Annotated in this window: 20 protein-coding genes and 3 pseudogenes; 18 read left to right on the top strand and 5 right to left on the bottom strand. The window is 60.5% G+C overall.

Features of this window, described 5'->3' with window-relative positions; all coding sequences use genetic code 11:
* Positions 1-4: 4 nt before the first annotated feature.
* From NKJ90_RS08165 to NKJ90_RS08150, 4 genes are all read left to right on the top strand, one after another.
* Complete coding sequence (locus NKJ90_RS08165) at positions 5-565, top strand: hypothetical protein (RefSeq protein WP_352485887.1); 561 nt, start codon at positions 5-7, stop codon at positions 563-565.
* Positions 562-3,330 carry a hypothetical protein gene (locus tag NKJ90_RS08160; protein ID WP_352485886.1) on the top strand — a complete coding sequence of 923 codons (2,769 nt, stop codon included), beginning with the start codon at positions 562-564 and terminating at the stop codon, positions 3,328-3,330. Before NKJ90_RS08165 ends, NKJ90_RS08160 begins: the two co-directional genes overlap by 4 nt.
* A 299-nt stretch (positions 3,331-3,629) precedes the next feature.
* Complete coding sequence (locus NKJ90_RS08155; RefSeq protein ID WP_352485885.1) at positions 3,630-5,723, top strand: ParB/RepB/Spo0J family partition protein; 2,094 nt, start codon at positions 3,630-3,632, stop codon at positions 5,721-5,723.
* A gap of 990 nt (positions 5,724-6,713) precedes the next feature.
* Positions 6,714-7,025 (top strand): DUF736 domain-containing protein, encoded by a 312-nt coding sequence (locus tag NKJ90_RS08150; RefSeq protein ID WP_352485884.1) that lies wholly within the window; start codon positions 6,714-6,716, stop codon positions 7,023-7,025.
* Positions 7,026-7,113: 88 nt separating this feature from the next.
* Here NKJ90_RS08150 and NKJ90_RS08145 read toward each other — a convergent pair whose 3' ends face one another.
* Positions 7,114-7,644 carry a Ros/MucR family transcriptional regulator gene (locus tag NKJ90_RS08145; RefSeq protein WP_352485925.1) on the bottom strand — a complete coding sequence of 177 codons (531 nt, stop codon included), beginning with the start codon at positions 7,642-7,644 and terminating at the stop codon, positions 7,114-7,116.
* 417 nt (positions 7,645-8,061) lie between these two features.
* On the opposite strand from NKJ90_RS08145, the pseudogene NKJ90_RS08140 reads away from it, so the two are divergent.
* A pseudogene (locus NKJ90_RS08140) lies at positions 8,062-9,266 on the top strand (DUF932 domain-containing protein).
* Positions 9,267-9,522: 256 nt separating this feature from the next.
* On the opposite strand, the gene NKJ90_RS08135 reads toward NKJ90_RS08140, so the two are convergent.
* Positions 9,523-9,738, bottom strand: coding sequence for a helix-turn-helix domain-containing protein (locus NKJ90_RS08135; RefSeq protein ID WP_352485883.1), 216 nt, complete (start codon positions 9,736-9,738; stop codon positions 9,523-9,525).
* Positions 9,739-9,862: 124 nt separating this feature from the next.
* On the opposite strand from NKJ90_RS08135, the gene NKJ90_RS08130 reads away from it, so the two are divergent.
* The 10 genes and pseudogenes from NKJ90_RS08130 to NKJ90_RS08085 all read left to right on the top strand — a co-directional run bounded on the left by NKJ90_RS08130 (position 9,863) and on the right by NKJ90_RS08085 (position 17,168).
* A complete protein-coding gene (locus NKJ90_RS08130) occupies positions 9,863-10,141 on the top strand; it encodes a DNA -binding domain-containing protein (RefSeq protein ID WP_352485882.1) in 279 nt (92 codons plus the stop codon).
* Between the two features lie 140 nt (positions 10,142-10,281).
* Positions 10,282-10,488: a transcriptional regulator domain-containing protein gene (locus NKJ90_RS08125; protein ID WP_352485881.1), complete on the top strand. Its 207-nt coding sequence runs from the start codon at positions 10,282-10,284 to the stop codon at positions 10,486-10,488.
* Positions 10,489-10,653: 165 nt separating this feature from the next.
* Positions 10,654-11,079 (top strand): DUF2285 domain-containing protein, encoded by a 426-nt coding sequence (locus NKJ90_RS08120; RefSeq protein ID WP_352485880.1) that lies wholly within the window; start codon positions 10,654-10,656, stop codon positions 11,077-11,079.
* A 133-nt stretch (positions 11,080-11,212) separates the two neighbouring features.
* The gene (locus NKJ90_RS08115; RefSeq protein WP_352485879.1) at positions 11,213-11,503 is read left to right on the top strand and encodes a helix-turn-helix transcriptional regulator; all 291 of its coding nucleotides are present in this window, start codon (positions 11,213-11,215) and stop codon (positions 11,501-11,503) included.
* A gap of 14 nt (positions 11,504-11,517) precedes the next feature.
* Positions 11,518-12,384 (top strand): replication initiator protein A, encoded by an 867-nt coding sequence (locus tag NKJ90_RS08110; protein ID WP_502904888.1) that lies wholly within the window; start codon positions 11,518-11,520, stop codon positions 12,382-12,384.
* A 319-nt stretch (positions 12,385-12,703) separates the two neighbouring features.
* The gene (locus NKJ90_RS08105; RefSeq protein WP_352485878.1) at positions 12,704-13,168 is read left to right on the top strand and encodes a DUF2840 domain-containing protein; all 465 of its coding nucleotides are present in this window, start codon (positions 12,704-12,706) and stop codon (positions 13,166-13,168) included.
* A complete protein-coding gene (locus NKJ90_RS08100) occupies positions 13,165-13,725 on the top strand; it encodes a S26 family signal peptidase (protein WP_352485877.1) in 561 nt (186 codons plus the stop codon). Before NKJ90_RS08105 ends, NKJ90_RS08100 begins: the two co-directional genes overlap by 4 nt.
* A 45-nt stretch (positions 13,726-13,770) precedes the next feature.
* Positions 13,771-14,097 carry a DUF736 domain-containing protein gene (locus NKJ90_RS08095; RefSeq protein ID WP_352485876.1) on the top strand — a complete coding sequence of 109 codons (327 nt, stop codon included), beginning with the start codon at positions 13,771-13,773 and terminating at the stop codon, positions 14,095-14,097.
* A gap of 46 nt (positions 14,098-14,143) precedes the next feature.
* Positions 14,144-15,286: a lytic transglycosylase domain-containing protein gene (locus NKJ90_RS08090; protein ID WP_352485875.1), complete on the top strand. Its 1,143-nt coding sequence runs from the start codon at positions 14,144-14,146 to the stop codon at positions 15,284-15,286.
* Positions 15,287-15,433: 147 nt separating this feature from the next.
* Positions 15,434-17,168 (top strand): annotated as a pseudogene (locus NKJ90_RS08085) (relaxase/mobilization nuclease domain-containing protein).
* Between the two features lie 67 nt (positions 17,169-17,235).
* On the opposite strand, the gene NKJ90_RS08080 reads toward NKJ90_RS08085, so the two are convergent.
* Positions 17,236-18,312: a DUF8611 domain-containing protein gene (locus tag NKJ90_RS08080; protein ID WP_352485874.1), complete on the bottom strand. Its 1,077-nt coding sequence runs from the start codon at positions 18,310-18,312 to the stop codon at positions 17,236-17,238.
* A gap of 223 nt (positions 18,313-18,535) precedes the next feature.
* Here NKJ90_RS08080 and NKJ90_RS08075 point away from each other — a divergent pair, with 223 nt between their 5' ends.
* From NKJ90_RS08075 to NKJ90_RS08065, 3 genes and pseudogenes are all read left to right on the top strand, one after another.
* Positions 18,536-20,536 (top strand): conjugal transfer protein TraG, encoded by a 2,001-nt coding sequence (locus tag NKJ90_RS08075; RefSeq protein WP_352485873.1) that lies wholly within the window; start codon positions 18,536-18,538, stop codon positions 20,534-20,536.
* Positions 20,537-20,590: 54 nt separating this feature from the next.
* Positions 20,591-20,713: pseudogene (locus NKJ90_RS08070) on the top strand (CopG family transcriptional regulator); the annotation flags it as partial.
* A gap of 314 nt (positions 20,714-21,027) precedes the next feature.
* Entirely contained in the window at positions 21,028-21,603 is a 576-nt protein-coding gene (locus tag NKJ90_RS08065; protein WP_352485872.1) for a type III PLP-dependent enzyme domain-containing protein, read from the top strand.
* A 122-nt stretch (positions 21,604-21,725) separates the two neighbouring features.
* Here NKJ90_RS08065 and NKJ90_RS08060 read toward each other — a convergent pair whose 3' ends face one another.
* On the bottom strand, positions 21,726-22,778 hold the full coding sequence (locus NKJ90_RS08060; RefSeq protein WP_352485871.1) for a hypothetical protein: 1,053 nt from the start codon (positions 22,776-22,778) through the stop codon (positions 21,726-21,728).
* Positions 22,759-23,645, bottom strand: an 887-nt coding sequence (locus tag NKJ90_RS08055; protein WP_352485870.1) for a hypothetical protein, incomplete at its 5' end; no start/stop codon positions are given. The genes NKJ90_RS08055 and NKJ90_RS08060, both read right to left, overlap by 20 nt.

The raw sequence follows: 23,645 nt of genomic DNA, 5'->3' as shown, positions 1-23,645 counted from the left end.
TCCCGTGGTCTTCGTCGTTTCGCCGGAAGCCGTCCCCAATCCCCATCATGTCTATCCGTTTGACACAGGTGGCGCCGTCAATGGCGCTTTTGCTCGACAGGCGGATCCCTTCATTCCCCTCGAAGACTACGAGCTGGAACCAACCCATGCCGCTGGCGCAGGACATGTCGGATGGGCGTTCGGGACGGCACAGGCCTACTTCGACGGCCAGCTCCGCGCCGATCTGCTCGACGGTGTACCCGAGTTTGAAACGATCACTCGGGGCTACAATGACATTGCACGGATGGGCCGGGCAGGCAGCAATCAGCATGACAAGCGTGCGTCGGCGATCGAGATCGCTGCGAACCATGACGTCGACGTGAAAGGCAATGTGCTGCTTGCCATTCTCCCCAAGCAGTACCTTGAAACACCTTCGGGTCCGAATGCGGGCTTCATCAAGCTCCTGGAGGACCATGGTATCGATACGCGTGTCTATGACTGGCAGCCCAACACAATGCCGGACGAGTTTCAGGACGAGATCGCGGCAATCACGCGATCGTGGCTGAAGGACATGGGTTATCTATGACCGAAGAGGATCAGGGCCCGGAGGAGCTTCTGCTCGCGGGCTATGTGCCGCTCACCGAGCACGGTTTCGCGCTTCCCTGTTACGCGACCGGGCCGCTGCCGAACGCGTGGTATACTGCCGTCTGCTCTGTCAACGGTGATCATGCTGGAAAGATCACCGGCTTCGAGATCTTCGAAACGGATGTCGTCGAGTTGTTACCGGCAGGGCTGCAGCGAACGGTGCGGCGGGGAGATTCCTGGAAAGACGTCTTTCTCTGGTCAGGCGGCGCGCATGCTGGAACACCAGGTGAAATCCTCGTCGCACTCAAACCGGACATCCCGGATCTTGTTGATCAGGCGCCCATATCCCTGCTCGACCTTGCTCTGTCGGCAGAAGGCTTCGATACGCGCGCGATTGTCCGCTCGGCCTTCTCATACGTTGATGAGCGGTATGGGCGAGACAAAGCCTCAACCTGGCTTCGAGACACCCTCATACGACAGCAGATAGTGCTGGAGACACGTCGCCAGATCCTTGCAGCCAATCTGTCGAAGGAGCCTCCGACGAGCGTGCGCGAAATCGATGTCGAAGAGTCGCACGACGGCAATTTTCGCATCGTGCTGCCTGAGGCGATCTCGACGGCTCTGGCGCGAGCGGGGCGCCTCCATGCGCTGGCTGAGAACTACAGGCAGTTGGCTGACCAAATAGGCGTAAGCCTCGATGACTTTAGTTTTGAGGAAGCCGACGTTGAACCGGCAGCCGTGCAACCACAGACAGCCGGCGATGGCCGCAAGCCCGAACAGCATTTCGCCGGCTCGGTGAACATCCTGATCATCGTTTCTGGACCACGAGCCCGGAGCATTGCCAGACACCTTTCATCACCAGACTGGGCGCCGGTATGGAAGCTCGACGATGTCGAGTTTCCCCACTACCTTGTACGTCGGCTGAGCGAATCCCGTGGTGGTCCACAGTCCGTCTCCAGCGAGCAGCCGGTGATCGACGTCATTGAAGAACAATCTTCAATCCCTGATTTTCGACACTATGGGGTGGTGATCTGGCTTGTGGACGACAAAGCTCTTTCGAAGGGCCGTTTCTCAAAACCGCAAGACGTGATTTTGGCGCAGTTCAGCCAGAACTGGGCTGGCATCTTTCTGATCGCTCCAGCGCTGCCTTCCCTGGAACCGTCTCGCACACTTGTTGGCGGCGGCCGCGAACCGCTGTCTGACATACCTTTCCGATGTCTGATTGATACCGCCGCCGCACGCTCGCCGTTCTGGTCCGGCAATCCGCGACGGTCGATTGACCGGCGGATCGCCGACATTGTTACGGGCGCAGCAGTGCTCTGTGCAGGAAACGATCTGCTTCTACCCTATCTGAACAGCGAAACCCCTCGCTACGAGCCAGTTGTCCTGTCCTTCACGTTGAAAACGCATGAAGGACGGCAGTTGCCGCTGGGAATGGCCTCCGAAGTCACAGCAGCAGGCCTGGGTGGCCTGGATGACGATGATGAGACGCTCTTCAGGTTCCACTTCGGAGTTCGTTCAGAAGCCAGACCAAGTCTGCAGCTGGGAGAAGGCGTCGGGGAGATCCGCCGCCACAGGCTTAACTTTGACCGATTCGCAGGTGCGGTTGTCGCGGACATCGAGAACGCGCCAATACCCGAACTTGACGACCGACTCCGGCACTCTGTCGTGCCTGCCTCGATGGCGCAGACTCTTCGGCACCCCGACCTGGCTGCAGCCTTCCAATTTGGGAAATCGTCGGCTCCGTTTGGCGTCGTGGTTACCGCCGAGGCTCCAACGGTCCGGTTGCTGCGGGCGGCCGCACAATCTGGCTGGGCCGCCGTGCGTTATACCGAACGAGAGTCGCTGCGTGGCCTGTTTGGCATGCAGGACTGGGTGCTGTGGCCTTTTCTGCCCCAGGAAATCGGGCTTCCAACCCTGCAGCGTCGAGCACGCAATCGTGGCCTGGCTACGCGTGGTATCGACCCACGGGACGTCGTCCGGATTCCGCTGGATCGATTCGCGACCTGGAGGTCCTCTGCCGGCGATTCGCCGCTCCTTGCCGAGGCACGCCGATATCGTGCCTCCATCGTGGAAAACGGTCTGGTCGCCGAAATGGTTGTTCCAGCTGCGGCGTTGAGCGCTGCAACGCGCAAGGGCGACAGGGCGGCCATGGCTCTTGCTGGCCTTGTTACCCAACGTCGCTCATCAGCACATCAGGCGGCAAAACGGATCAGTGACCTTCGCACAGCCTGGTCAACACCGCGGGACGGAGCCAGACGCTTCGTGATGGAGGACGGCCTGCTGCCAGTATCTTTGGCTGAACTTGCGGTCGACGAAGTACCCGCCCAACGTCTGTTCATAATCGACGGTGACGGGTCGGTACCTGCATTTTTCACGTCCCGACTTTTCAGCGTCTGGGCGCGGGCGACGCTCTCAAGGTCGACAAGCTGGTCGTCCCGCTTCTCGATCACCAGGACATTCGAGACTGTCCCAGTGCCGCCAGTGTTCATGATACTGCATCAGGAGGCCGACAGCCCGTCACAGCTCCGGCTGGCGCCCAATGCCGGACCGATCGACGATATGGTTGAAATGCTTGACCGAGACCCGCGGATCCTCGGCGATCGCGTGCGGTCACTGCGAAACCAGGAATACGATGGGTCCTGGGTCGGACACCCACTGATTGCCGAACTGGATGCGGCTCTCCTGTCGACAGTCGGCCTCTCAGGTGACGCGTCTGATCTGGACATTCTGGAACGGCTGCTTGAGATGAACCTGAAGGGGTGACCCCGTGCTCAGACCATCGAGAACGATACCGATCCTGTCGCATTGACTGGCCCCAGATTCAGTGAGCCTGAAGAGGGAAGAGATGGTCTTGGCCATCTCTCCCCCGCGAGTGCCGCCTGCGCAGAGCGAGGCCGCCCGCTCGCAAGGCGGTATATAAATATCGCCTTCTGAACTGAACTGATCCGATCCGCCCCGCTCGACGCGCAGCCCAGCTCCGCTCGCCGGCATTCGCCCCCCTCTCTGCCGCGCGCTCACGCGCCCCCGGAAGGCATGCCGAGGGGCATGCCTTCGGCATAACCATGACGACCATTGAAACGAGTGCGAAGACCGCAACTGCCAGCGAAAGCGGCACAGAGGTTTTCATTCCACTGAACAAGTTGAAGAAGTCGCCCCGCAATGCGCGCAAAACCCCGCACAGCGAGGCGATCATCGAAGCCTACGCGGCCAGCATCGCGGCCAAGGGCATCTTTCAAAACCTTGTGGTGGAACCGGAGCTTGACGGAGAGGGGACGGAAACCGGCTTCTATCTCGTCAGCATCGGCGAAGGCCGCAGGCTGGCGCAGCTTTTGCGCGTGAAGCGCAAGCAGATCAAGAAGACCGAACCGATCCGCTGCGTCATCGACACCGTAAACGATGCGCACGAGATCAGCCTTGACGAGAACATCACCCGCGAGGATATGCACCCCGCAGATCAGTTCGAGGCGTTCCGTGAGCTTCACGAGGAACGCGGATGGGGTGCGGAGGAAATCGCCGCCCGCTTCGGCATTACCGCGCATGTCGTGCGGCAGCGCCTGCGGCTCGGCGCGGTCAGCCCCAGGCTGATACAGGTCTACCGCGATGGCGACCTGAGCCTCGACCAGTTGATGGCGTTTGCCATCACTGACGATCACGCCCGGCAGGAACAGGTTTTCGAAAACCTCTCCTACAATCGCGAGCCCTACATCATTCGCCGCGAACTGACGCGGGCGCATGTCGCGGCGAACGATCGCCGCGCCCTCTTCATAGGCGCGGAAGCCTACATGGAGGCGGGCGGTGCCATCCTGCGCGATCTGTTCAGCGAGGATCGTGGTGGGTTCTACGAGGATGCCGCACTGCTCGACCGCCTGGTGATCGAGAAGCTGCAGGGCATCTCGGAAACCGCCAGGCAGGCCGAAGGCTGGAAATGGGCAGATGTCCATATCGACTTCCCGCACGCAAACGGCTTGCGACGCACCTACCCGCAACCGGTGGATTTGTCAGAGGAAGACAAAGCTGCCTTCGCAATGGCATCCGACGAGTTCAACCGACTCACGGAAGAATGGGATAGCGCTGAGGAACTGCCGGACGATGTCCATCAGCGTTTTGGCAGGCTTGAAGCGGAGATCGAGCGCATCGACGCCCTGCGTCACGCCTTCGATCCCGATGTTGTTGCGCGTGGTGGCGTGTTCGTTGTCCTTGCCCATGACGGAACGGCCCGCATCGAACGTGGCTTCATCCGCGCCGAGGATGAGCAGGCGGGACCGGAAGCGGAAACGCGGTCAGACGGCGAGGACTACGCCGTCAACGATGATGGCGAGATCATCGAAGACGGCAGCGGTTCGGATTCCGATGGGGGCAGCGACGAAGAAGCGGAGGACGACGGCAAGCCGTTGTCGGACCTTCTCATTCGCGACTTGACCGCTTATCGGACGCTTGGGCTTCGCCTTGCGCTTGGCGAACAGCCGGACATCGCCCTTGTCGCGGTGACCCATACGCTTGCCGCGCAGACCTTCTATCAGGGTGCGGAAGCCCACTGTCTCGAAATCCGCCCAACCAGTGTCTATCTCGCCGGTCACGCTGACGGCATCGAGGATACGGCGGCGGGCAAGGCACTGGCAGATCGACATGCGGAATGGGCTGCGGACATGCCTCGCGATGTGGCTGATCTGTTGGGCTTCATCGCCTCACTCGACCACGCCAGCGTCATGGCGTTGTTCGCCCATTGCGCCTCGCTCACCGTCAATGCCGTAAAGCAGCCTTGGGAGCGCAAGCCTCGCGCCCACGAGACTGCGAACAGGCTGGCGACAGCGGTCAATCTCGACATGACCGCACATTGGAGGCCGACCGTCCGGACCTATCTCGGGCGCGTCACCAAGGCGCATATCCTCGATGCCGTGCGCGAAGCTGCCAGCGAAGAGGCGGCCGAAAGGCTGTCGGACCTGAAAAAGCAGCCGATGGCGGAAGCTGCCGAGCAGTTGCTCGCGGGAACCGGATGGCTGCCTGTGGTCTTGCGGACAGAGCAACCTGCGATGTCCGCTGAACAGCAGGACGAGACAGTAGATGCCAGATCGGTGGACCCTGCCGAACTGGAGCCGAAACCCGCTCAGACGGATACGGCCGAGGAAGCCGAGGCCTTCAACGTCGCCGCCGAGTGAACCGCAACGGGCCGGGGCCCCCCTGCGGGGCCCGGCGGGGATTGGAGAATTTTAGGGGCCCGCCCAAGGGGGGGGCCGGCGCCCCCCCCGGCCCCCCCGTCTCCCCCCCCCCGGGCCGGCCCCCCCCGGGGGGCGCGGGCGTCATATTCTTTATTTTGGGCCCCCCCCTTGGGGGGCGCCCGGACACCTCGACGGCACGACGTTTTAGAAGCGTTGAAATCCTGATGATGTCCTCTGAGGCAAATATCGTCCCGGCGCGACGACGCCCTGCCGTGTGGCCCATGCCTCTGCATCAAGTGTCTTGGGCGGAGGCATCCCTTTCCCGGCAATGCCTCGCCGTGCGCCGAGTAGCTTAGCGTAGCGGGATCATTCGGCGTTGCTGCGGCGGACTGGGTGTGATGAAAATCTCCTCGACTTCGATCTCAACCGGGCTCGCATCCAGTCGACTTGAGACAGGAAATCGTCACGGCATTTGGCGGCTTGGAAGCCGCTGCCCTCAGCAATCAATTGGCCGCTTCGGAGCTGCCCCGAACGCGATGACGATTCAGCCCAAAGATTAGGGAAATCGGACGTCCCTTCTTCACTGGTTGGAGTAGGACCAACACCGCGCTGGCGCGTGAGGAAGCGTCTTTGACCGAAATAGAGAAGCGCAGCGGCGCAAGCGACAATGGCCGTGACTGATCTTAGCCACTGTGGCGTTCCTTCGGCGTATTCTTTCCAAGCCACGCCCACGGCGTCCTCGACTGGATTGGGTCTGACCGAAGACCGCCTTCGCTGCACTCAGACTCGATCGTCTTCCCGCAACGACGGCGCTGCGTTTTCTTCCCCTGTCCGCTGCGCGTCCATTCCTCGCGATTCAAGAAAGCCGCGCGCCATCGTCTTCCACTTCGTTTCAGCCCCTTCGGGGTGCGGACCGATCGTCCCCGGTCTCACGACCACCATCGAGGCCGCGATGGGCGCGGCCCGAGAAAAACAGAAGGAACCACCACAATGGCTACGATCGGCACTTTCTCCCGCACCGCGAACGGCTTCTCCGGCTCGGTCAAGACCCTCAACCTCAATGTCAAGACAGTGACGTTCGCTCCGGCGGATGGCGAAAATGAAAAGGGTCCCGACTTCCGCATCTTCGCCGGCGCCACCGAGTTCGGGGCGGCATGGAAGAAGACCTCGCGCGAGGGACGCGACTACCACTCCGTCAAGCTCGACGATCCCAGCTTCCCCGCTCCGATCTATGCGAGCCTGGTCGAGACCGACACGGAGGGCGACTTCTCGCTTATTTGGTCCCGCCGCACCGCAGAGTGATCCGACTTCACACGAAGCCCCGCCGCAAGGCGGGGCATTGCCATGTTCAGGTCCAACACAGCCTGGCACGTCTGTCAGGTGCAGCGCGCTAGGCTTTTGCTGATGCCTTGCGCGTCTTCTTCACCGGCGACTTGATGGCAGCCGCAGTCGTCGTCGCTGCTGCCGCACGAGCAGGCCGTTTCGGTTTTTCTGCCACGGCAGGTGTGGGCACAACCACCTTGCGCCCGAGCCCTATTGATTTTGCCAGGGCCGAGCGGGTGGCCGTGTAATTCGGCGCCACCATCGGATAGTCGGAGGGCAGATTCCATTTCTGCCGGTATTCGTCGGGGGTCAGATTAAAATGCTGAAGATGCCGCTTGAGCGATTTGAATTTTTTCCCGTCTTCCAGACAGATGATGAAATCCGGCGTCACCGACTTCCTGATCGATACTGCCGGTTCCTGCTTGATCACAGGTTCTATCGCCGCAGTGCCGATGCCTTTCAGAGCGGCATGGATATCGCCGATCAACTTCGGCAACTCGCCGACCGGCAATGGATTGTTCGACACATAGGCGGCGACGATGTCGGCCGCTATCGACACGGTATCCAGTTGGCCGTCTTGTTCGAGAGCAGTGGTCATATAACTTCCTCTTATTGTGTCAGACGAATTGAGCGACGTTTGATTTCCCCGTCCCGCCACCGAGGCAAATAGTACGTTTCTCTGTAAAATCCAAATCTCTTGCACAACATTATAAGAGTAAGCTTCGCTTTGATCGTTCCGATCGACTGCGGATACCCTTGTCGACCCGATGGGAAGCGAGGAACTTCCCCTCGCTTCCCCGCCAACGCCACCTGTGCAGAGCAGGGCCGCAGGCTCGCAAAGCGGCCGACAGCAGCAACGGTGGCCATCAATTTCCATCCGCTCCGCTCGACCGTGCAACCCGGCTCCGCGCGCCGGCATTGGCCCCCATCACTCCCGCGCGCTCTCGCGCCCCCGGAAGGCATGCCGAGGGGCATGCCTTCGGCATTGACGGAAAAAGGAGTGAGCACAATGAACATGACCACCATTATCAACAGCGAGAGCAACACCCGGCAGCAGGCGATTTCCAGCGGCTTTCGCGTGGATATCTCGCGCGGCGAGAGGATCGGACGAGTTTCCTCCGAATGGTTTTCGCGTCCCGATGACGAGCGCTATCTGAGCCTTACCGAGCTCTATGATGCCGTGAAGCAAAGAGCGGACCGCGCTACCGCCCGCACCGTCGAGAGTCGCGCGGTGCGCGTGGAAGCCACCCGCGACAATGCAGAGCGGCTTTCGCTTATCGTCCCTGGACAGGAGCAGCCAATCGCGCCGACGCATTGGAGTTTTGGCCAGCTTTGCAGTCTTGTCAGCGCACCGGCCACCTACATGCGCCAGCTGCCCGCACCGCTGGCAGGCATCAATTTGCAGCACGGCCTTTTGAGCCTCGGGCAGAATTGATGAAGACCCTTGAGACTGAGGACGGACGCACTGAACTTCGCGCGGTGACCGGCCCGGACTATGGCCGCATTTGGGATCACGAGCTTGTCGCCGCCGTTATGAAGATCGCGGGCAATGGCACCGGTGACACCATGTGGAAGGTGCCGGGCGTTCTGGATTGGGCGACGATGACTCACAACCCATTCGTGGACATCACCAAGGACAACACCACGCTTTACGCCAGCGACCGCGACGTGTTTCTGTTTCTGGTGGATGACACGCACCCGATCGAAGCCGGAAGGCTACCGAATGGCGAGCCGGATTTGTATTTCCGAGGCTTCTATTGCTGGAATTCGGAGGTCGGCAGCAAGACGCTGGGCATTGCGAGTTTCTATCTCCGCGCCGTTTGCATGAACCGCAATCTGTGGGGCGTGGAAGGGTTTGAGGAAATCAGCATCCGGCATTCGAAGTTTGCAGCACTTCGTTTTGCCCATGAGGCAGCGCCCGCTTTGACGAGCTTTGCGAACTCAAGCCCCGCGCCGTTCATCGCCGGCATCAAGGCCGCGCGTGAGAAGATTGTAGCCCGCACCGCCGAGGACCGCGAAAGCTTCCTGCGCAAGCGCGGCTTTTCTAAGGGCGAAACGGGCAAGATCATCGAGGCTGTGTTGCAGGAAGAAGGTCACCCACCCGAAAGCATCTTCGATTTTGTGCAAGGCATGACAGCGCATGCCCGCGCCAAGTCGCATCAGGATAGCCGGCTGGAGCTTGAAGGAAAGGCGAAGGCATTGTTGGAAAAGGCGGCGTGAACGAATGAAAGGCCGCACGGCGAACGTCTCGCCGCGCGGCCTTTCAGGTCCGCCACATCAACCGGATTGTCATATCATAAGAACATCCGTCGACCAGTAACCGGATCGACATGCGCGCCTCTATGAGGCACGGCGCGGCTCGCCGGGCTCCGCCCGGCTCGCAATGCAACTTCTGTCATAGTCGCGACTGGAGCAACCTAATCCCGCGTGTGATCTCGCCACTCATCGAAAGTTCGATTGTGATTCCCGCGCCAACTCACCGTCCCGACTTTCTGATCAACTCACACGGGTCCACATTTAGCGCACTTGCGATCCGACCAAGAACACTGACGCTGGCCGAGACCCGGGCGCGTTCGATCGATCCGACGTAACGCATGCTCAGTCCTGAGCGAGCGGCCAATTCCTCCTGCGTCACGTTCTGGTCATGGCGCAGACGACGCATGTTGACCGCCATGATCTCCTTGAGATCCATGACGGATTAGGGACCAGAAAGGGAACTATCGTTCTAGGAATGATCGTTCCTATTCGCTATGATGAGAACTCAATCCAAAGGAAGGTTCCTTCTGACCGCAGTCGAAACATGAGCGATCACTACTGTGCTTAAGCCTCTGCTCGATCCCGATGTCGCCGACGTTGCGCCGGATGCGCCGATCCTGACCGGCTATGACGAGGAGCGACTGCTCACCTACATCCGCCTTCTTGATGCGGCGGCAGAAGATGCGGACTGGCGCGAGGTGGCCAGGATCGTCCTGCACATCGATCCTGAGCAGGAACCGGAGAGAGCGTTCAAGTCCTGGGAGACCCATCTTGCCCGCGCGCGGTGGATGACGACGAGTGGTTATCGGTATCTTCTGGCGGGCGGTGCGCCCCATTAGGTGCAGCCTGCCATGCGCCACGCTTTGCTGAATCAGCACAGCGGTTTGCTGACTCTCCAACTACCCAGCACGCGCATCGACGCCGATGCTGATTCCGAAGCTCGCAGCCTGGTGCTGGCATCGGGAGAGGACCTGGCAAATTGCAAGGCGATTGGACCAATCCAGCGGCCTATGTGCATATGCGCGACTACGAAGCGCCGGAGTTCGCTGCCGAATACCTGATCCGGAACGACGCCTTCATCGCCGAGTGCAGTCAGCTTGCGTCGCTGGGCGCAAATACCGGAGACCTGCTCGGACAAACTGACTTCGCCGCACGGTGGGGCGCGCGATTTCACTGTCACCGGTGACGGACTTTCATCTGCCGAGAACATCGTCTGGACGGAACAGGCCTCGCCGCGCGTTCTCCGGGCCACGCGGATGCCTGCCTCTATCGACTCTTGGCATAAGAGCGTGCTTCCTCGCGAGCTCCGCAACGCTGGCGTTTGGGAGCAGGGCGAAGACCTTGAGACTCTTTGGTCGGCATCGACCGCAACGCATCGCCTGATTGCCGAGAGTTGCGACGGTTCACTTGGCATCAATGCCATCATTCTCCGCTCGACGAAGCCTTTGAAACAAGACTGGACGCCGCACGCCAGTTCTGGCGGGCGCTGAACGGTCGATCGCCCGGCGGCCCAGTCTATGGCGCGCTGCCCCAGCAGACGAAGACCAGGCATATCCTCAATCTGCGCGCTCACGACGCCCGCCGCGCAGCGGCCTCCTACCGCATAATCGCGGAGGCGCTGCTGTCACGAGATCTGATCGTGCCACGGGATTGGCGTGACCATCACCTCAGGCACAAGGTGCGCGCGATCCTGCGAAGAGCGGATCGCTTGGTCGCCGGCGGTTATCGCGATCTTCTCTTCTATCCCCACAGCCGCAGCCAGAAATCCCAGCGCTGAAGCCCTTCTTCGCGGGTAGCAAAAACGCATTCCCCGATCTTTGCCCTCCCTCACATCTTCTCATTTCGGCCATCGTCCGTTTCGCGCGTCCCGGCAGGCCAGGATGACAGCAAAACCGAATGGAGATCGAGCGATGTCGAAGGGTCCCGCGGACGCGCCGCAAAAATACCTGCGAACCAAGGAGGCAGCACCGATCGTTGGCCTCTGTGCTCGTACCTTGGAAAAACACCGAACCTACGGCACCGGTCCAAAGTACCGGAAAGTTGGTGGGCGCGTGCTCTACGATATCGATGACCTGCACGCCTGGATCGAACTCGGCGCGCGCACGTCCACCAGTGATGCGGACGCGACCTTTGTTCCGCCGGCCAAGCCACATGCCGCCCGTGCACCTGCCTATGCCGGCAGACGCCGTAGCGCCTCGTAGCGCTCGTGGCGTCAGTGCGGTACCGCTCCGAAGGCCAGCTTGATCTGTTTCACGCTCGCGCCAGTGTCATCACGCCACGCGACGCACAGGATCTCATGTCGTGGCCGTTCTTCTCGCTCGCCAAATCCCGCCGCCTGACACCGATCGATTTTCGTATGGGCGAGGTGTCGATCCGCGTCGAGGCTACGGTCGAACACGGCATGGCGACCATCTGGGACGCCGACATTCTGATCTGGGCCGCCAGCCAGATCGTCGACGCACGAGACAACGGCCTTCGCACGTCGCGTCTCATGGCGGCCACGCCCTACGAGATTCTCGCCTTCATCGGCCGCGGCGATTCCGCCCGCAGTTACGACAGGCTGAAGGCTGCACTGGATCGGCTGCAGTCAACCACGGTTGCCACGTCGATCCGACAGCCGGCCGAACGGCGGCGGCATCGCTTCTCCTGGATCAATGAGTGGAAGGAGCGAATGGACGCCAGTGGGCGGCCGCTCGGCATCGAGCTCATCTTGCCCGACTGGTTCTATGCCGGCGTCCTCGACGATGCCCTGATCCTCACCATTGACCGAGAGTATTTTGGCCTGACGGGCGGCCTCGAGAGATGGCTTTATCGCCTGGTACGCAGGCATGGTGGCCGCCAGACCTATGGCTGGAGCTTTGATCTCCACCATCTCCACCTGAAGTCAGGCGGCCTGTCGCCGTTCAAGCGCTTCACCTTCGATCTGCGCGAGATCGTCCGTCGCCAACCGCTGCCTGGCTATTGGCTGGCGCTCACCATCGATCCTGATGGCAGATCTCGCTTGACCTTCCAACCCAACCTGCCCGAACCGCACGCGAAACAACGGGTGCCCCGCGTTCGAACGACCAAGGCTGTGAAATGACTGTGGACAGGCCCGTGCTATCAGGAACCGCAACTCCCGTGCCATCGGGAACCGGATCCTCGTGCTATCAGGAACCGGAATCGGCCCTAAGCCATTGCGGCGATTGCCAAACCGGCGCCTCTAACATTTCTAACCGAGAATCCTTCGGATTCTTTCTAACGCAAAGCGCAGATCGGCGAGGCTGTGGACGAAGGCCGAGCCCTGATCTTTCGGCCATGCCGGGAGCGATCGACGTCCACTGCTCTTACCGGAACAACGCCACTTTTTCCGCTCCTCGCTTCGCCACGCTTGCTCGTGGCCTCCTGTCACGGAGGTCGGCATGAGCGATCTCACCGCCGTCGAACTGGTGTGGCTGAAGAAGCGGATCGAGAACTACATCCGCTTCGGCAAGGTTGCTTCGAACAGGAACATCGACCGCACTCGTCGTGCCGTCACCTTCACGCCTGGCAGCATCTTCGCTTTCGTCCGGTGGATGGGCAATGACTTCGGCACCGTCGCGTCCCGCATCGACATACTGCGTGCAGTCGCCGCCGGTCGGCGCTGCTCGACCGTCGCCTATGTGCGCCCCGGCGCCGAGATCCTGCTCACAGCGATCGGATGGCGGAACGTCGAAAAAGTGCTGAAGATCATCGACGCCATCGAGGCGATTGGCATCGACCTTGTCGATGTGCCGCCGGACTACTGGCGCCATGCCCACAGCCGGTTTGCCGCGCGCGAGACGCCCAGGCCCTACACACGCCAGCGCCATGAGGCTTGGCTCCTGCGCCGCAGGATTGAGCCATGAGCATGCGAGCAACGATCATCGTCACGATGCTGGGTTGCGCGGTTCTCGCGGTCGCTCCGGCGTGGATGGACCATCGACCGCACTTCATCTGGAACGTATCCGCGAGCGTCCCCGTCGGGTTGTATCGGGTCGAGCCGGTCGACAGGATCGCTGTTGCCGAAATCGTCGTCGTCATGCCGCCCGAACCGCTCGCCGGCTTCCTGGCTAAGCGCCAATATCTGCCGAACGGCGTGCCGCTTCTGAAGCGCGTGTGGGCACTCAAAGGCACCATAGTCTGCCGCCAGGGCACCGCTATCATCATCCATGGCGTGACCGTAGGGCTTGCGCGCGAGCGCGATAGTCGCGGCCGACCGTTGCCCGCATGGCAGGGCTGCCGCGTGATCGCCGACGGTGAAGTCTTTCTCATGAATCGGGATGCGGCCGACAGTTTTGATGGCCGCTATTTCGGGCCACTGCCGCTCACTTCGATCATCGGTCGCGCGGTTCCCGTCTGGGTGACGGGCCGCACCGCGCCAACCCCGAATGTTCCCAAAGATTCCGTTCTCGGCGCGCCGTGAGGCTCGCGCCAATCATCCCCAAACGCTCATGAAAGGAGCACCGCTATGGCCCAAATCGGCACCTTCACCCGCAACGATGACGGCTTCTTCGGCAACGTCTCAACGCTGACACTCGACGCGAAGCTCGCCATCCTGCCTGCAGAGAAATCGGATGCCGAGAATGCGCCGGACCATCGCATCTTCTGCGAAGGCATGGAGATCGGCGCGGCGTGGGAACGTACCGGCGAGAAGGCTGGCAACTATCTCTCCGTCGCCATCGACGACCCATCCTTCACGCAGCCGATCCGCGCCAATCTGTTCCAGTCTGATGCTGAGAGAAGTGTCTGGAGCCTGCACTGGAGCCGCCCATCGAAGCGCGACGAGCGAGGCTGATCGGATGCTCCGATCGCGCCTCAGCGAACCTAAAGCGTCAAACCCCTTGATCGATCGGGCGCTGCTCAAACCCTTCGACCCGATCGCCTGTCAGGCGGCTGCCGCGCGCAGCGAAGGTCAAGGGCGGCCGGACGCTCGCCAATCGCTGCGGACGCTCATCGCCCAGCAATTTGCGGCAGGCAAGTCCGGCCGGCGAAGCCTTGCCCTTGACGGGAGCGAGCACGGTGGCAGGGTTTTCGCGCGTCTGGACGGCGGTGCATGCGCTGTCATCCGGCGAGGCGTGACGATGCTGTGTGCATGCGTCATGCTCCTTCCTTCTGCATCGGCGGTTTACGCACAACCTCTTTCTCATGGCGAGGGGCCGGCTCTCTCCAACGCCAAGACTTCGTCCGCCGATCCCTGGTCAGCTCATATCCGGGAAGCCGCGAAACGCTTTGCTATTCCTGAGCGGCTGCTGCGCGCCGTCATGCATGTCGAGAGCGTTGGCGATGTTCATGCGTTGTCGAGCAAGGGCGCGATGGGCCTGATGCAGATCATGCCGGCGACATGGGAAGAATTGCGGATCAAGCATCATCTTGGCGACGATCCTTATCAACCGCACGACAACATTCTTGCCGGTGCTGCTTACCTCCGCGAGATGCTCGACCGCTTCGGTCGGAGCGGCTTTCTCGCTGCCTACAATGCCGGTCCCGGGCGCTACCAAGATCATCTTGCGACGGGCCGGCCGCTGCCGCGAGAGACCGTCGACTATGTCAGGAAACTCGCCCCGCTGATCAATGGTTCGGTTCCCATTCCGTTGCGCGCACGTCAAGGAGCGGGCAGGGCGAGCGCACTCGAAGCGGCGATCTTCACGCACGTCGCGTACGGAATAGCTCGGCTTCGCAGGTCGATCGCGGGACCAATGTTCCCGTCCAGACTGTGTTCACAGCGATCCGCTCACCCAGCCTGCGATCGCCAGTGGTTAAAGCTGTTACCGATCTTACCGCGCTGGTACCGCCACCGGATGGGTCGCGCAGTGAAGGTGGCTTGTCTCCGCCCTCTGCTGTCCAGAGCCCGTTTGGGCAGGGTTCGTCCAAGACATCACAATGATCGGCCCATTCCTAGTCAATCGCATTTTGGCCTGTTGCGTCGCGGGAATTGCGGCCAGAACGTTGGTTTCCAGGGAGTGCGAGAAGGGATGGCAGGATAAAGGGCGGCGATGTGCAGCTCGGTCGGGGTGCTGGATTTCAAGGGTTTGCACAACGTTTTCGCGATGTGGGCCGCAAATCCACGATGTGCGCCATCGCAAATTTCTCAATTCATTCAAAGGAAGACGCACATCGCAGGATCGGCAGCCATGAACCGTGACGATGACTTTCGTGTCCAGCCTGGTCGTATCCGCTCTCGCGCCGGCCAGCGCGCACGACCCTTCATCTTCCAGGCGCTCGCGGCCGCACAGCGCTCTGGCGGCCACATCTCGCGAACAGGCCGGATCATCTCTGCACGCAGTTCGACCTTTGGCCGCGGCCGGGCGGCCAGCATCCAGGCCAACCGCCTCATCACAGGCCGCTCTCGCAGCGCTGTCGTCAAGGCGCGCGTGGTGCGCCAGTTCACGGGAACGAAGCAACTCGCCGCTCATCTCAAATACCTCCGTCGTGAGGGCGTGACGCGTGACGGCGAGCAGGCGAAGATGTTTGGTCCGGACACGGACGAGGCCGACCACGACGCCTTTGCCGAACGATGCAAGGACGACCGGCATCATTTCCGTTTCATCGTCTCACCGGACGATGCTCACGAGTTGGGCGACCTCAAAGGGTTCGCCCGCGACCTGATGGTCGACATGCAGCGCGATCTCGGTACAAAACTCGATTGGGTGGGCGTCGACCATTGGAACACCGAACATCCGCATGTCCATATCCTCGTTCGCGGTGTCGCCAACGATGGCGAGAACCTCGTCATCTCACGCGACTACATCCGCCAAGGGATGCGCGACCGCGCAAGTGACATCCTCACCCAGACACTTGGGCTACGCACCGACCACGACATCCGTCGGACCATCGAGCAGCAGATCGACACCGAGCGTTGGACGCAACTCGACCGCCAGCTTGTTCGCGAAGCAGATCGCCATGGCATCATCGATCTCGCGCCGCATCCTGGTAGCCAGCCGGACGAGTTTCTCACGCTCAAGGTCGGGCGGCTCCGCAGGCTTGAAAGCCTAGGCCTTGCCAACGAAATCCGTCCCGGCCAGTGGACCATCACGGAGGAGGCTGAGACGACCTTGCGCGCGCTCGGCGAGCGCGGCGACATCATCAAGCGTATGCACCGCAGTCTCGCCGGCCATGGCATCGACAAAGGCGCAGCCGAATATGTCCTTGCGGCTGAGCAGATCGACAAGCCTATTATTGGACGGCTGTTGGAGCGTGGGCTCGATGACGAACTGCGCGGCTCGGCCTATGCCATCGTCGACGGCATCGACGGTCGTGCCCATCACATTCGGTTTCAAGATATCGACGCCACCGGCGGTTCCGCCCCGGGCTCGATCGTCGAGCTCCGTCGCTACGAGGATGCGAAGGGCCACAGCCGCGTTGCACTCGCCCTCCGCTCCGACCCCTCGATCGAAGAACAAATCCATGCTCATGGCGCGACCTGGCTCGACCGCCAGCTTGTTGCGCGTGTACCCGTCGAAGTTGGGGAGAGCGGCTTCGGCAGGGAAGTGAAGCAGGCGTTACAGGATCGCACCGATCATCTTGTCGAGCAGGGTCTGGCACGGCTCGGCGGTCAACGCGTCATCTTCGCTCGCAACCTGATCGACACGCTACGCGATCGCGAGGTGAACGCGCTTGGCGCTCGGCTCGCTGCCGAGACCGGACTGCCGTTCGCGAAAGCAAGGCGACCAAGTAGCTGGCATCTATCGACAGAGGTTTTCGCTCGCCTCCGGCCGCTTCGCGATGATTGATGACGGGCTCGGCTTCAAGCTCGTTCCCTGGTCGCCATCGATTGACAAGCAACTCGGTAGTCACATTTCTGGAGTTGCCCGCATCGATAACAGAGTGGACTGGAGTTTCGGAAGGAGGCGAGGAATCGGGTTGTGAAATGTCCACAACCACCGCGTCATTTCACACCTACCGGGCCGATCGCTACACAAGCCTACCTGCCTTCCTATCCTGATGCAGCCTTCTTCTTGTTCGCGGGACGGTGTTTTTTCCAGACGTCATCCATGTCGATGCCGCCGTCTATCGCACCCTTCATTTTGTTCTTGGCGTTATCAGAGAAGCAGGGGATTTTCGTTTTCCCAAATTCGAACACGTGACAGCATGTTTTGTCGTCGTCGATCTCCAGATGTCTGCGCAGAGCAAGCGATCGGGGTTCCTTGAGTTTTAGAGCTTTGGCCAAGTCGCTCGGCCGCATATGAAACTTCTTACTGAGGTCAACCTCGCGCACCGCCGCCGCGCCCTCAGGATCGTCGCCACCTACAAACTTAACTGGAGCCCCCTGCTTCTTTGAGAAATGCACGGTAAAGGTAGGGCCTTCGCCCGCCGTCGCGGTACTGATGGTGTTGAGTCGTGGAAAAACATCCTCGAACGCCTTCCCGTCTCTTACGGCCTTCTCTATGCGATTGATGTCTTTCTCCGAGATCTCTACCCCGTCATGAACGATGGCCTCCATGGCGAGCAGAGAACGTATCCTGGCGCGAGCCTCGTCGCGGCGACGCTTGCCCGGCTGAAGAAGCTCGGCAATCAGCTTGTATTCCCGATCGACCAGGAAATCGAAATCCCCCGGCGGTTTGGTTGACACGGGCAGCACCCGGGGCGGGACGTGAGAATGGAGATCCATGTTCAGCGTTCGTTTCATGTATGCATCGAATGCCGTCACCATCGCCCTGGTGTGCATGTAAAGGAGGTCCTCGGAGACGTAGACGAACCAATGCTGTGCTGCATCCCGTAGCTTGTCGATAGCTCGAAAGACGCCGGCCTCCGAATCGCTCATGCCGTGGTTCGACTGGCATAGCCTGAGGCACTTCTCGAAGCCGATCGATTTCCCGGTGTCCTTGTCGAACACCTTGGCCTTCATCTGGCAAAGGATCCCCTTCATGAGCATCTCACCGGCATGCTGGAGGTGAAGGAGGACGGATGTCACGCGCCCGTCATCGTCATAAGAGTTGAAGGAAGTCATCCCGATCCGCAGCGAACTGATCGCCTTGAGGCTTAGCGTTTTTGCGTCACGAACAAGTGGCATAAGCGATTCCCCCGGAGGACCGCATTCTACTCCCAGATTTCAGCTTTGCTCTATTGTCTGTGGCCACGCTCTTTTTAGCGGCGGCGGAAACCCTGAATCGCATCCAGCAAGTCTCTCCACGTCCGGCTACGCTGTACTGATTTGACCGGTCCTTTGTCCTTGCACATCTGGAACCTCGACACTTTCTGTTCGCTCCCGATCGTGAAGCCAAAGGAGACAAGAAGTGCCGGCAACCAGGATATTGTGGGGCCAGGTCCTAACCGTCCTTCTGATCGTGCTCGTCACCACCTGGTGCGCGACGCAGTGGACGGCATGGCGGCTCGGCTTTCAACCGCAACTCGGTTCGCCCTGGTTCGAGTTTGTCGGCCAACCCATCTATCCGCCTCCTGCGTTTTACTGGTGGTGGTTTTTCTACGATGCTTATGCGCCCGTGGTCTTTCTCGAGGGCGCACTGATCGCGGCAAGCGGCAGTTTCATCGCGATGGCAGTGGCGATCACGATGTCGGTATGGCGGGCGCGGGAGGCGAAGAATGCGGCCACCTACGGCTCAGCACGCTGGGCGACGCGCGATGAAGTTGCGGCCGAAGGTATGACCGGCCCTGATGGCGTCGTGCTCGGTAAGCTCGACCGCGACTATCTGCGCCACGACGGTCCGGAACATGTGCTGTGTTTCGCGCCGACACGGAGTGGCAAGGGTGTCGGGTTGGTTGTCCCGTCACTGCTCACCTGGCCGGGCTCGGCGATCGTCCACGACATCAAGGGTGAGAACTGGGAACTGACGGCCGGGTGGCGGTCGCGTTTTGGTTGTGTGCTGCTGTTCGATCCGACCAATGCAGCGTCGGCCGCCTACAATCCTCTGCTGGAAGTGCGACGCGGCGAGTGGGAAGTCCGTGACGTGCAGAACGTGGCCGACGTGCTGGTCGATCCAGAGGGCTCATTGGAACGCAGGAACCATTGGGAGAAGACCAGCCATGCGCTGCTGGTCGGCGCGATCCTGCATGTCCTATATGCCGAACGGGAAAAAACGCTCGCCGGCGTTGCCAACTTCCTCTCTGATCCGCAACGACCGATCGAGACGACACTGCGCACCATGATGCTGACGCGGCATCTGGGAGTGGGCGGTCCGCATCCGGTCGTAGCATCGGCCGCACGCGAACTGCTCAACAAGTCGGAGAACGAACGCTCCGGGGTGCTCTCGACCGCCATGAGTTTTCTAGGGCTGTACCGCGATCCGGTCGTGGCCAAAGTGACGTCTCGCTGCGATTGGCGCATCGCTGACCTTGTCGAGGGCGAGCGACCGACGACACTCTACTTCGTTGTCCCACCATCGGACATCAGCCGCACCAAGCCGCTCATCCGCCTCGTGCTCAACCAGATCGGTCGCAGATTGACTGAGGATCTCCATGCGAAGGATCGACGGCAGCGTCTCTTGATGATGCTCGACGAGTTCCCGGCTCTCGGCCGTCTCGATTTCTTCGAAAGCGCACTGGCCTTCATGGCGGGCTACGGCATCAAGTCGTTCCTGATCGCTCAGTCGCTCAACCAGATCGAAAAGGCCTACGGGCCGAACAATTCCATTCTCGACAACTGCCATGTGCGTGTCAGCTTTGCCACCAACGACGAGCGCACAGCGAAGCGTGTCTCCGACTCGCTGGGAACAGGAACCGAGATGCGCGCGATGAAGAACTATGCCGGACACAGACTTTCGCCCTGGCTTGGACACCTGATGGTATCGCGGCAGGAAACGGCACGTGCACTGATGACGCCCGGCGAGATCATGCAGCTTCCACCGACCGATGCCATCGTCATGGTCTCGGGGCTGTTTCCGATCCGAGCCAAGAAGGCGCGCTATTTTGCTGATCCTAGGCTTTCCGAGCGTGTCTTGCCGCCACCGAAGCGTGAAGTGATCGAAGCAACGTCGCGGCCCGACGACTGGACCGGCACAACGCTCCTCGATGCATTGGAAGGTTACGCCCAGCAATCGAAGCCATCTGCGGATCCGAATGAGGCTGTGGATCCGGCCAATAGTGGCATCCGCCGCCAGCCGGAGCTTCCTGAACACGAGGACATCGCGTCTGAGCGATCAGCACAGCGAGACGACGAGTTCGAACTCGATCTTGACGAGCCCGACGATGAAGCTGTCCGTAGGCGTTCTCTCGACCGCACAATGCGGCAGGTGTCGCGACTGGCCGCGCTCGACCCTAATGACGGCATTGAGCTTTGAGCCGTGAAGAACGCAAAGAAAAAACGGCTGTCAGCCTATCTCGATCCGGACGTGATGCACGCGCTGGCCGACTATGCTGCGCGCCGCGACGTTTCACTGTCGCTGATCGCCGAGGCTGCGGTCGCCTCCTTCCTTTCGCCGGATGCCGACGAGCGAAAGGAAGCGGCGACCGTACGAGATCGGTCGCGCGATGGCAACGGCACTATCGAGCATGCCAGGTGGATCGACGAGGCAGCGGCCGACCAGGGCGTAGTCCAGGATCTGCTGATCCGCGTCAGCGCGCCCGGCGACATTTTCTTCGACGGGCAGGAAGGTGGGTTCCAGGAGCATGAAGTGGCGCAGGTCGCCGGTGCGATCGGCAAGCTCAGAAACGTTCGGCTGGCCGGCGTCACTGCCTTCCCCTGCATCCGGTACAATCCCAACCGCGGGAGAAAGCCGAGCCCACGCCAAACCTTTACACAATTCTGCGCGCCGCCGAGACGCTCCGCGGCATGGGCATCGAGGTCCGGCAGATCAACACAACAGGGAATACAGCTTCCGACACAATGCCCGTCCTTGCCGGTCATGGCGCGACCCACGTCGAGCCAGGCAATGGCGTCTCCGGCACCACTCCAAATCACGCCTGGCGTGATGATCTCCCTGAACGGCCAGCCTATGTCTACGTGAGTGAGGTCTCGCATCACGTCGGCAATCGGGCTTACGCTTATGGGGGTGGCATCTATCACGATATGCATATGGCCGGATCCCCGGGCGCCCTTGTGGGTTCGACATGGGAAGAGGCGAGAGGCAATGGCGTCGAATATCTCCACGAAATAGAGCAGGTGATCGACTATCATGCTGTGCTCGAGCCTGGATCCAATTGCAGGCCCGGCGATACGGTGCTGCTCGGCTACCGTACACAGATGCAGATGACGCGTTCCTATCTTGCGTGCGTGTCGGGTCTGTCGAAGGGCAAGGACCGTCTTCACACTATCTTCGACTGGGCGTGCACACCGCTCGACGACCAGCTGGAGCCCGTCTCGTCCGCGGTCGTCCGCGAGGAAGTGGATGGGCTGCTCGCCTCATAACGGCAGGAAGAGTGGATTGTACTGGATAGTCTGCTTTGAATCTCTGAACGAGAATCCTGCGCGCGTTTAACTGTCGACTAGACTCCTATTCCTGGGCTTACGTCCCAGAACTGCATGGGACCTTATGGTTGCCCCTCAGCTCTGTACTTCTCGGCGCGCAGAACCTCGTTCTTTAAGGCGCTCATGAAGTCCGTGTAGCGACCACTGTCTGCTGGGTTCGAGCCACTGACGGTCCTGTTTCCGTCGAATACCGGCAGCTTCTCGATGTCGAGATCGTCGACAATGAAGAAACTTTTCTCTGCGCTCGGCCGGTAGCTGTTGTTTGTCCACTGCAACTTGCCAGCAGCGCGAACCTTCTGAAGATTCGCATCCGAGAGACTAATACCGTCCACAATAATATCACCCATAACGTAGACATCTTCCAAGCTCAGCTCGTTCACAGTTACCGATGAGATTGTGAGGGGTCCAAGAATGACAACGTTGGAAAGCGAAAGCGACTTAATGGTCGAATTGTTTACGGTCAGGTAGCCATCCACTACCAAATCCGAAATGTCATAGAGATCGCCGTTGATACCCGTGATATCAAAATCACCAACAATTTGTTGGGGGGTCTGCCGAGAGGTCGAATCCATGAGATCGAGGCGGCCCAAGTTTCCGGGCCCGATCTGTAGCGGCCCCAGCAATGCGGATGTCGCGTAGCTGGAGCACACCTCGCCAACTCCCATCTGGTGAAGCCAGATGCTGATCTCGTCAGCCTCCGAGGCGCTATAGAACGAAGGCAACGGGCATCGATTGAGTTCGCCATAGACCGATTGGAACAGCTTCGTGTTGCGACTGCAGAGCTCGTCGTAGATCATGCGGCTGACACATTGCGTGCCGATCCTGTAGGGCATCAGCCAGCCGTCGGGCATGTCTGGCTCGAGGCGGAGTGTCTGGCTCCCTTCCAGTTCGAGTTTCACGACGCCGTCCGAGTCGGTGCGTCCCGTCAGCGGCAATCCTTGGCGAACACAGTCCGAGTAGAGCTCGGTTTCGTTCTCATAACCCAGGCTCTTGTAGTCGATGTACGCGCCCATTCTGCAATCGGCAGCTGACAATTGAGCAGAGTCGGACGCCGTCGTTGCCACCGCCGAGATTGCCGCGCCGCCCAACAACAGGCTACTGACACGCCAGATCATCAACGGTTCCTCCCGGTTCGAGATCAGGCAAGATGCCCCAGAGTTCGCCGGCAGACAGATCTCTGCCGAGCGGCAGGTAGGCAGTAAACGATACAGGGGTATGAGTGTCTGCGGTCAGGAATAGATGCAGGCACGCGCCGTTGAAACGCAGCGCACGATCTAGTTGTGCTACTCCGCTTTCTTGAGCCGGATCGGTTGCCTCCAGTTTGACACGGCAAGCTCCGCCGTAGAGGTCTTCGATGAATTCAATTGCAGGGTGCCGGTGGTATCGTCCGATACCGGGGCGGTAGATAAGCGGCGTGTTTGAAAAGAGCACTACGGCGTCACTGGCCGGACCCTGCCAGCGGTAGCTGAGCGAGAGTCCGTCATCGTTGGCAGTGTTGGCAAACGTGCCGAGCGGAAGGCGCAAGTCGAGATCAGCCTGAGGCAGTTCCTCAGTCGGAGTCTGAAGGAGCTGTTCGAATACTTCCGCCCTGTAGCAAACGACGGAAAGAGCCGCGTTGGCAATAGCGGCGCGGAATGGATCGTTCGCACCCGGAAACAGCGAATTGCTTGGCTCGATTCGTACCGTCTGGTGTGGCGCGTTGTAGATGGTGCCCGGCAGCGCCGTGTTGTTGTCATACGCCTCATCCATTAGCCGACCCCAAGGCTTGAGCAGCGGCAGGCTGGTCCGCCACTCGAGATTGAACAGTGCCTTCGGTTGAGCGCCAAACTTGGTCCGAGTTCTCTCTTCGAAGAAAGTATTAAAGGCCGCAAAAAATTGGTGAAACCCGTAGATTCCGGGGACTGTCAGGAATTTTGTGCATGAGGCCATGATGATGGAAAGGAGAATCATCGCATGGCTATTGAGAAGGAACTTTTGGACCG

The sequence above is a fragment of the Mesorhizobium sp. M0051 genome (assembly GCF_040323235.1).
GTDB lineage: Bacteria > Pseudomonadota > Alphaproteobacteria > Rhizobiales > Rhizobiaceae > Mesorhizobium.
Note: the sequence above shows the minus strand (reverse complement) of the source record. Positions and strands in the feature narration are given on the sequence as shown.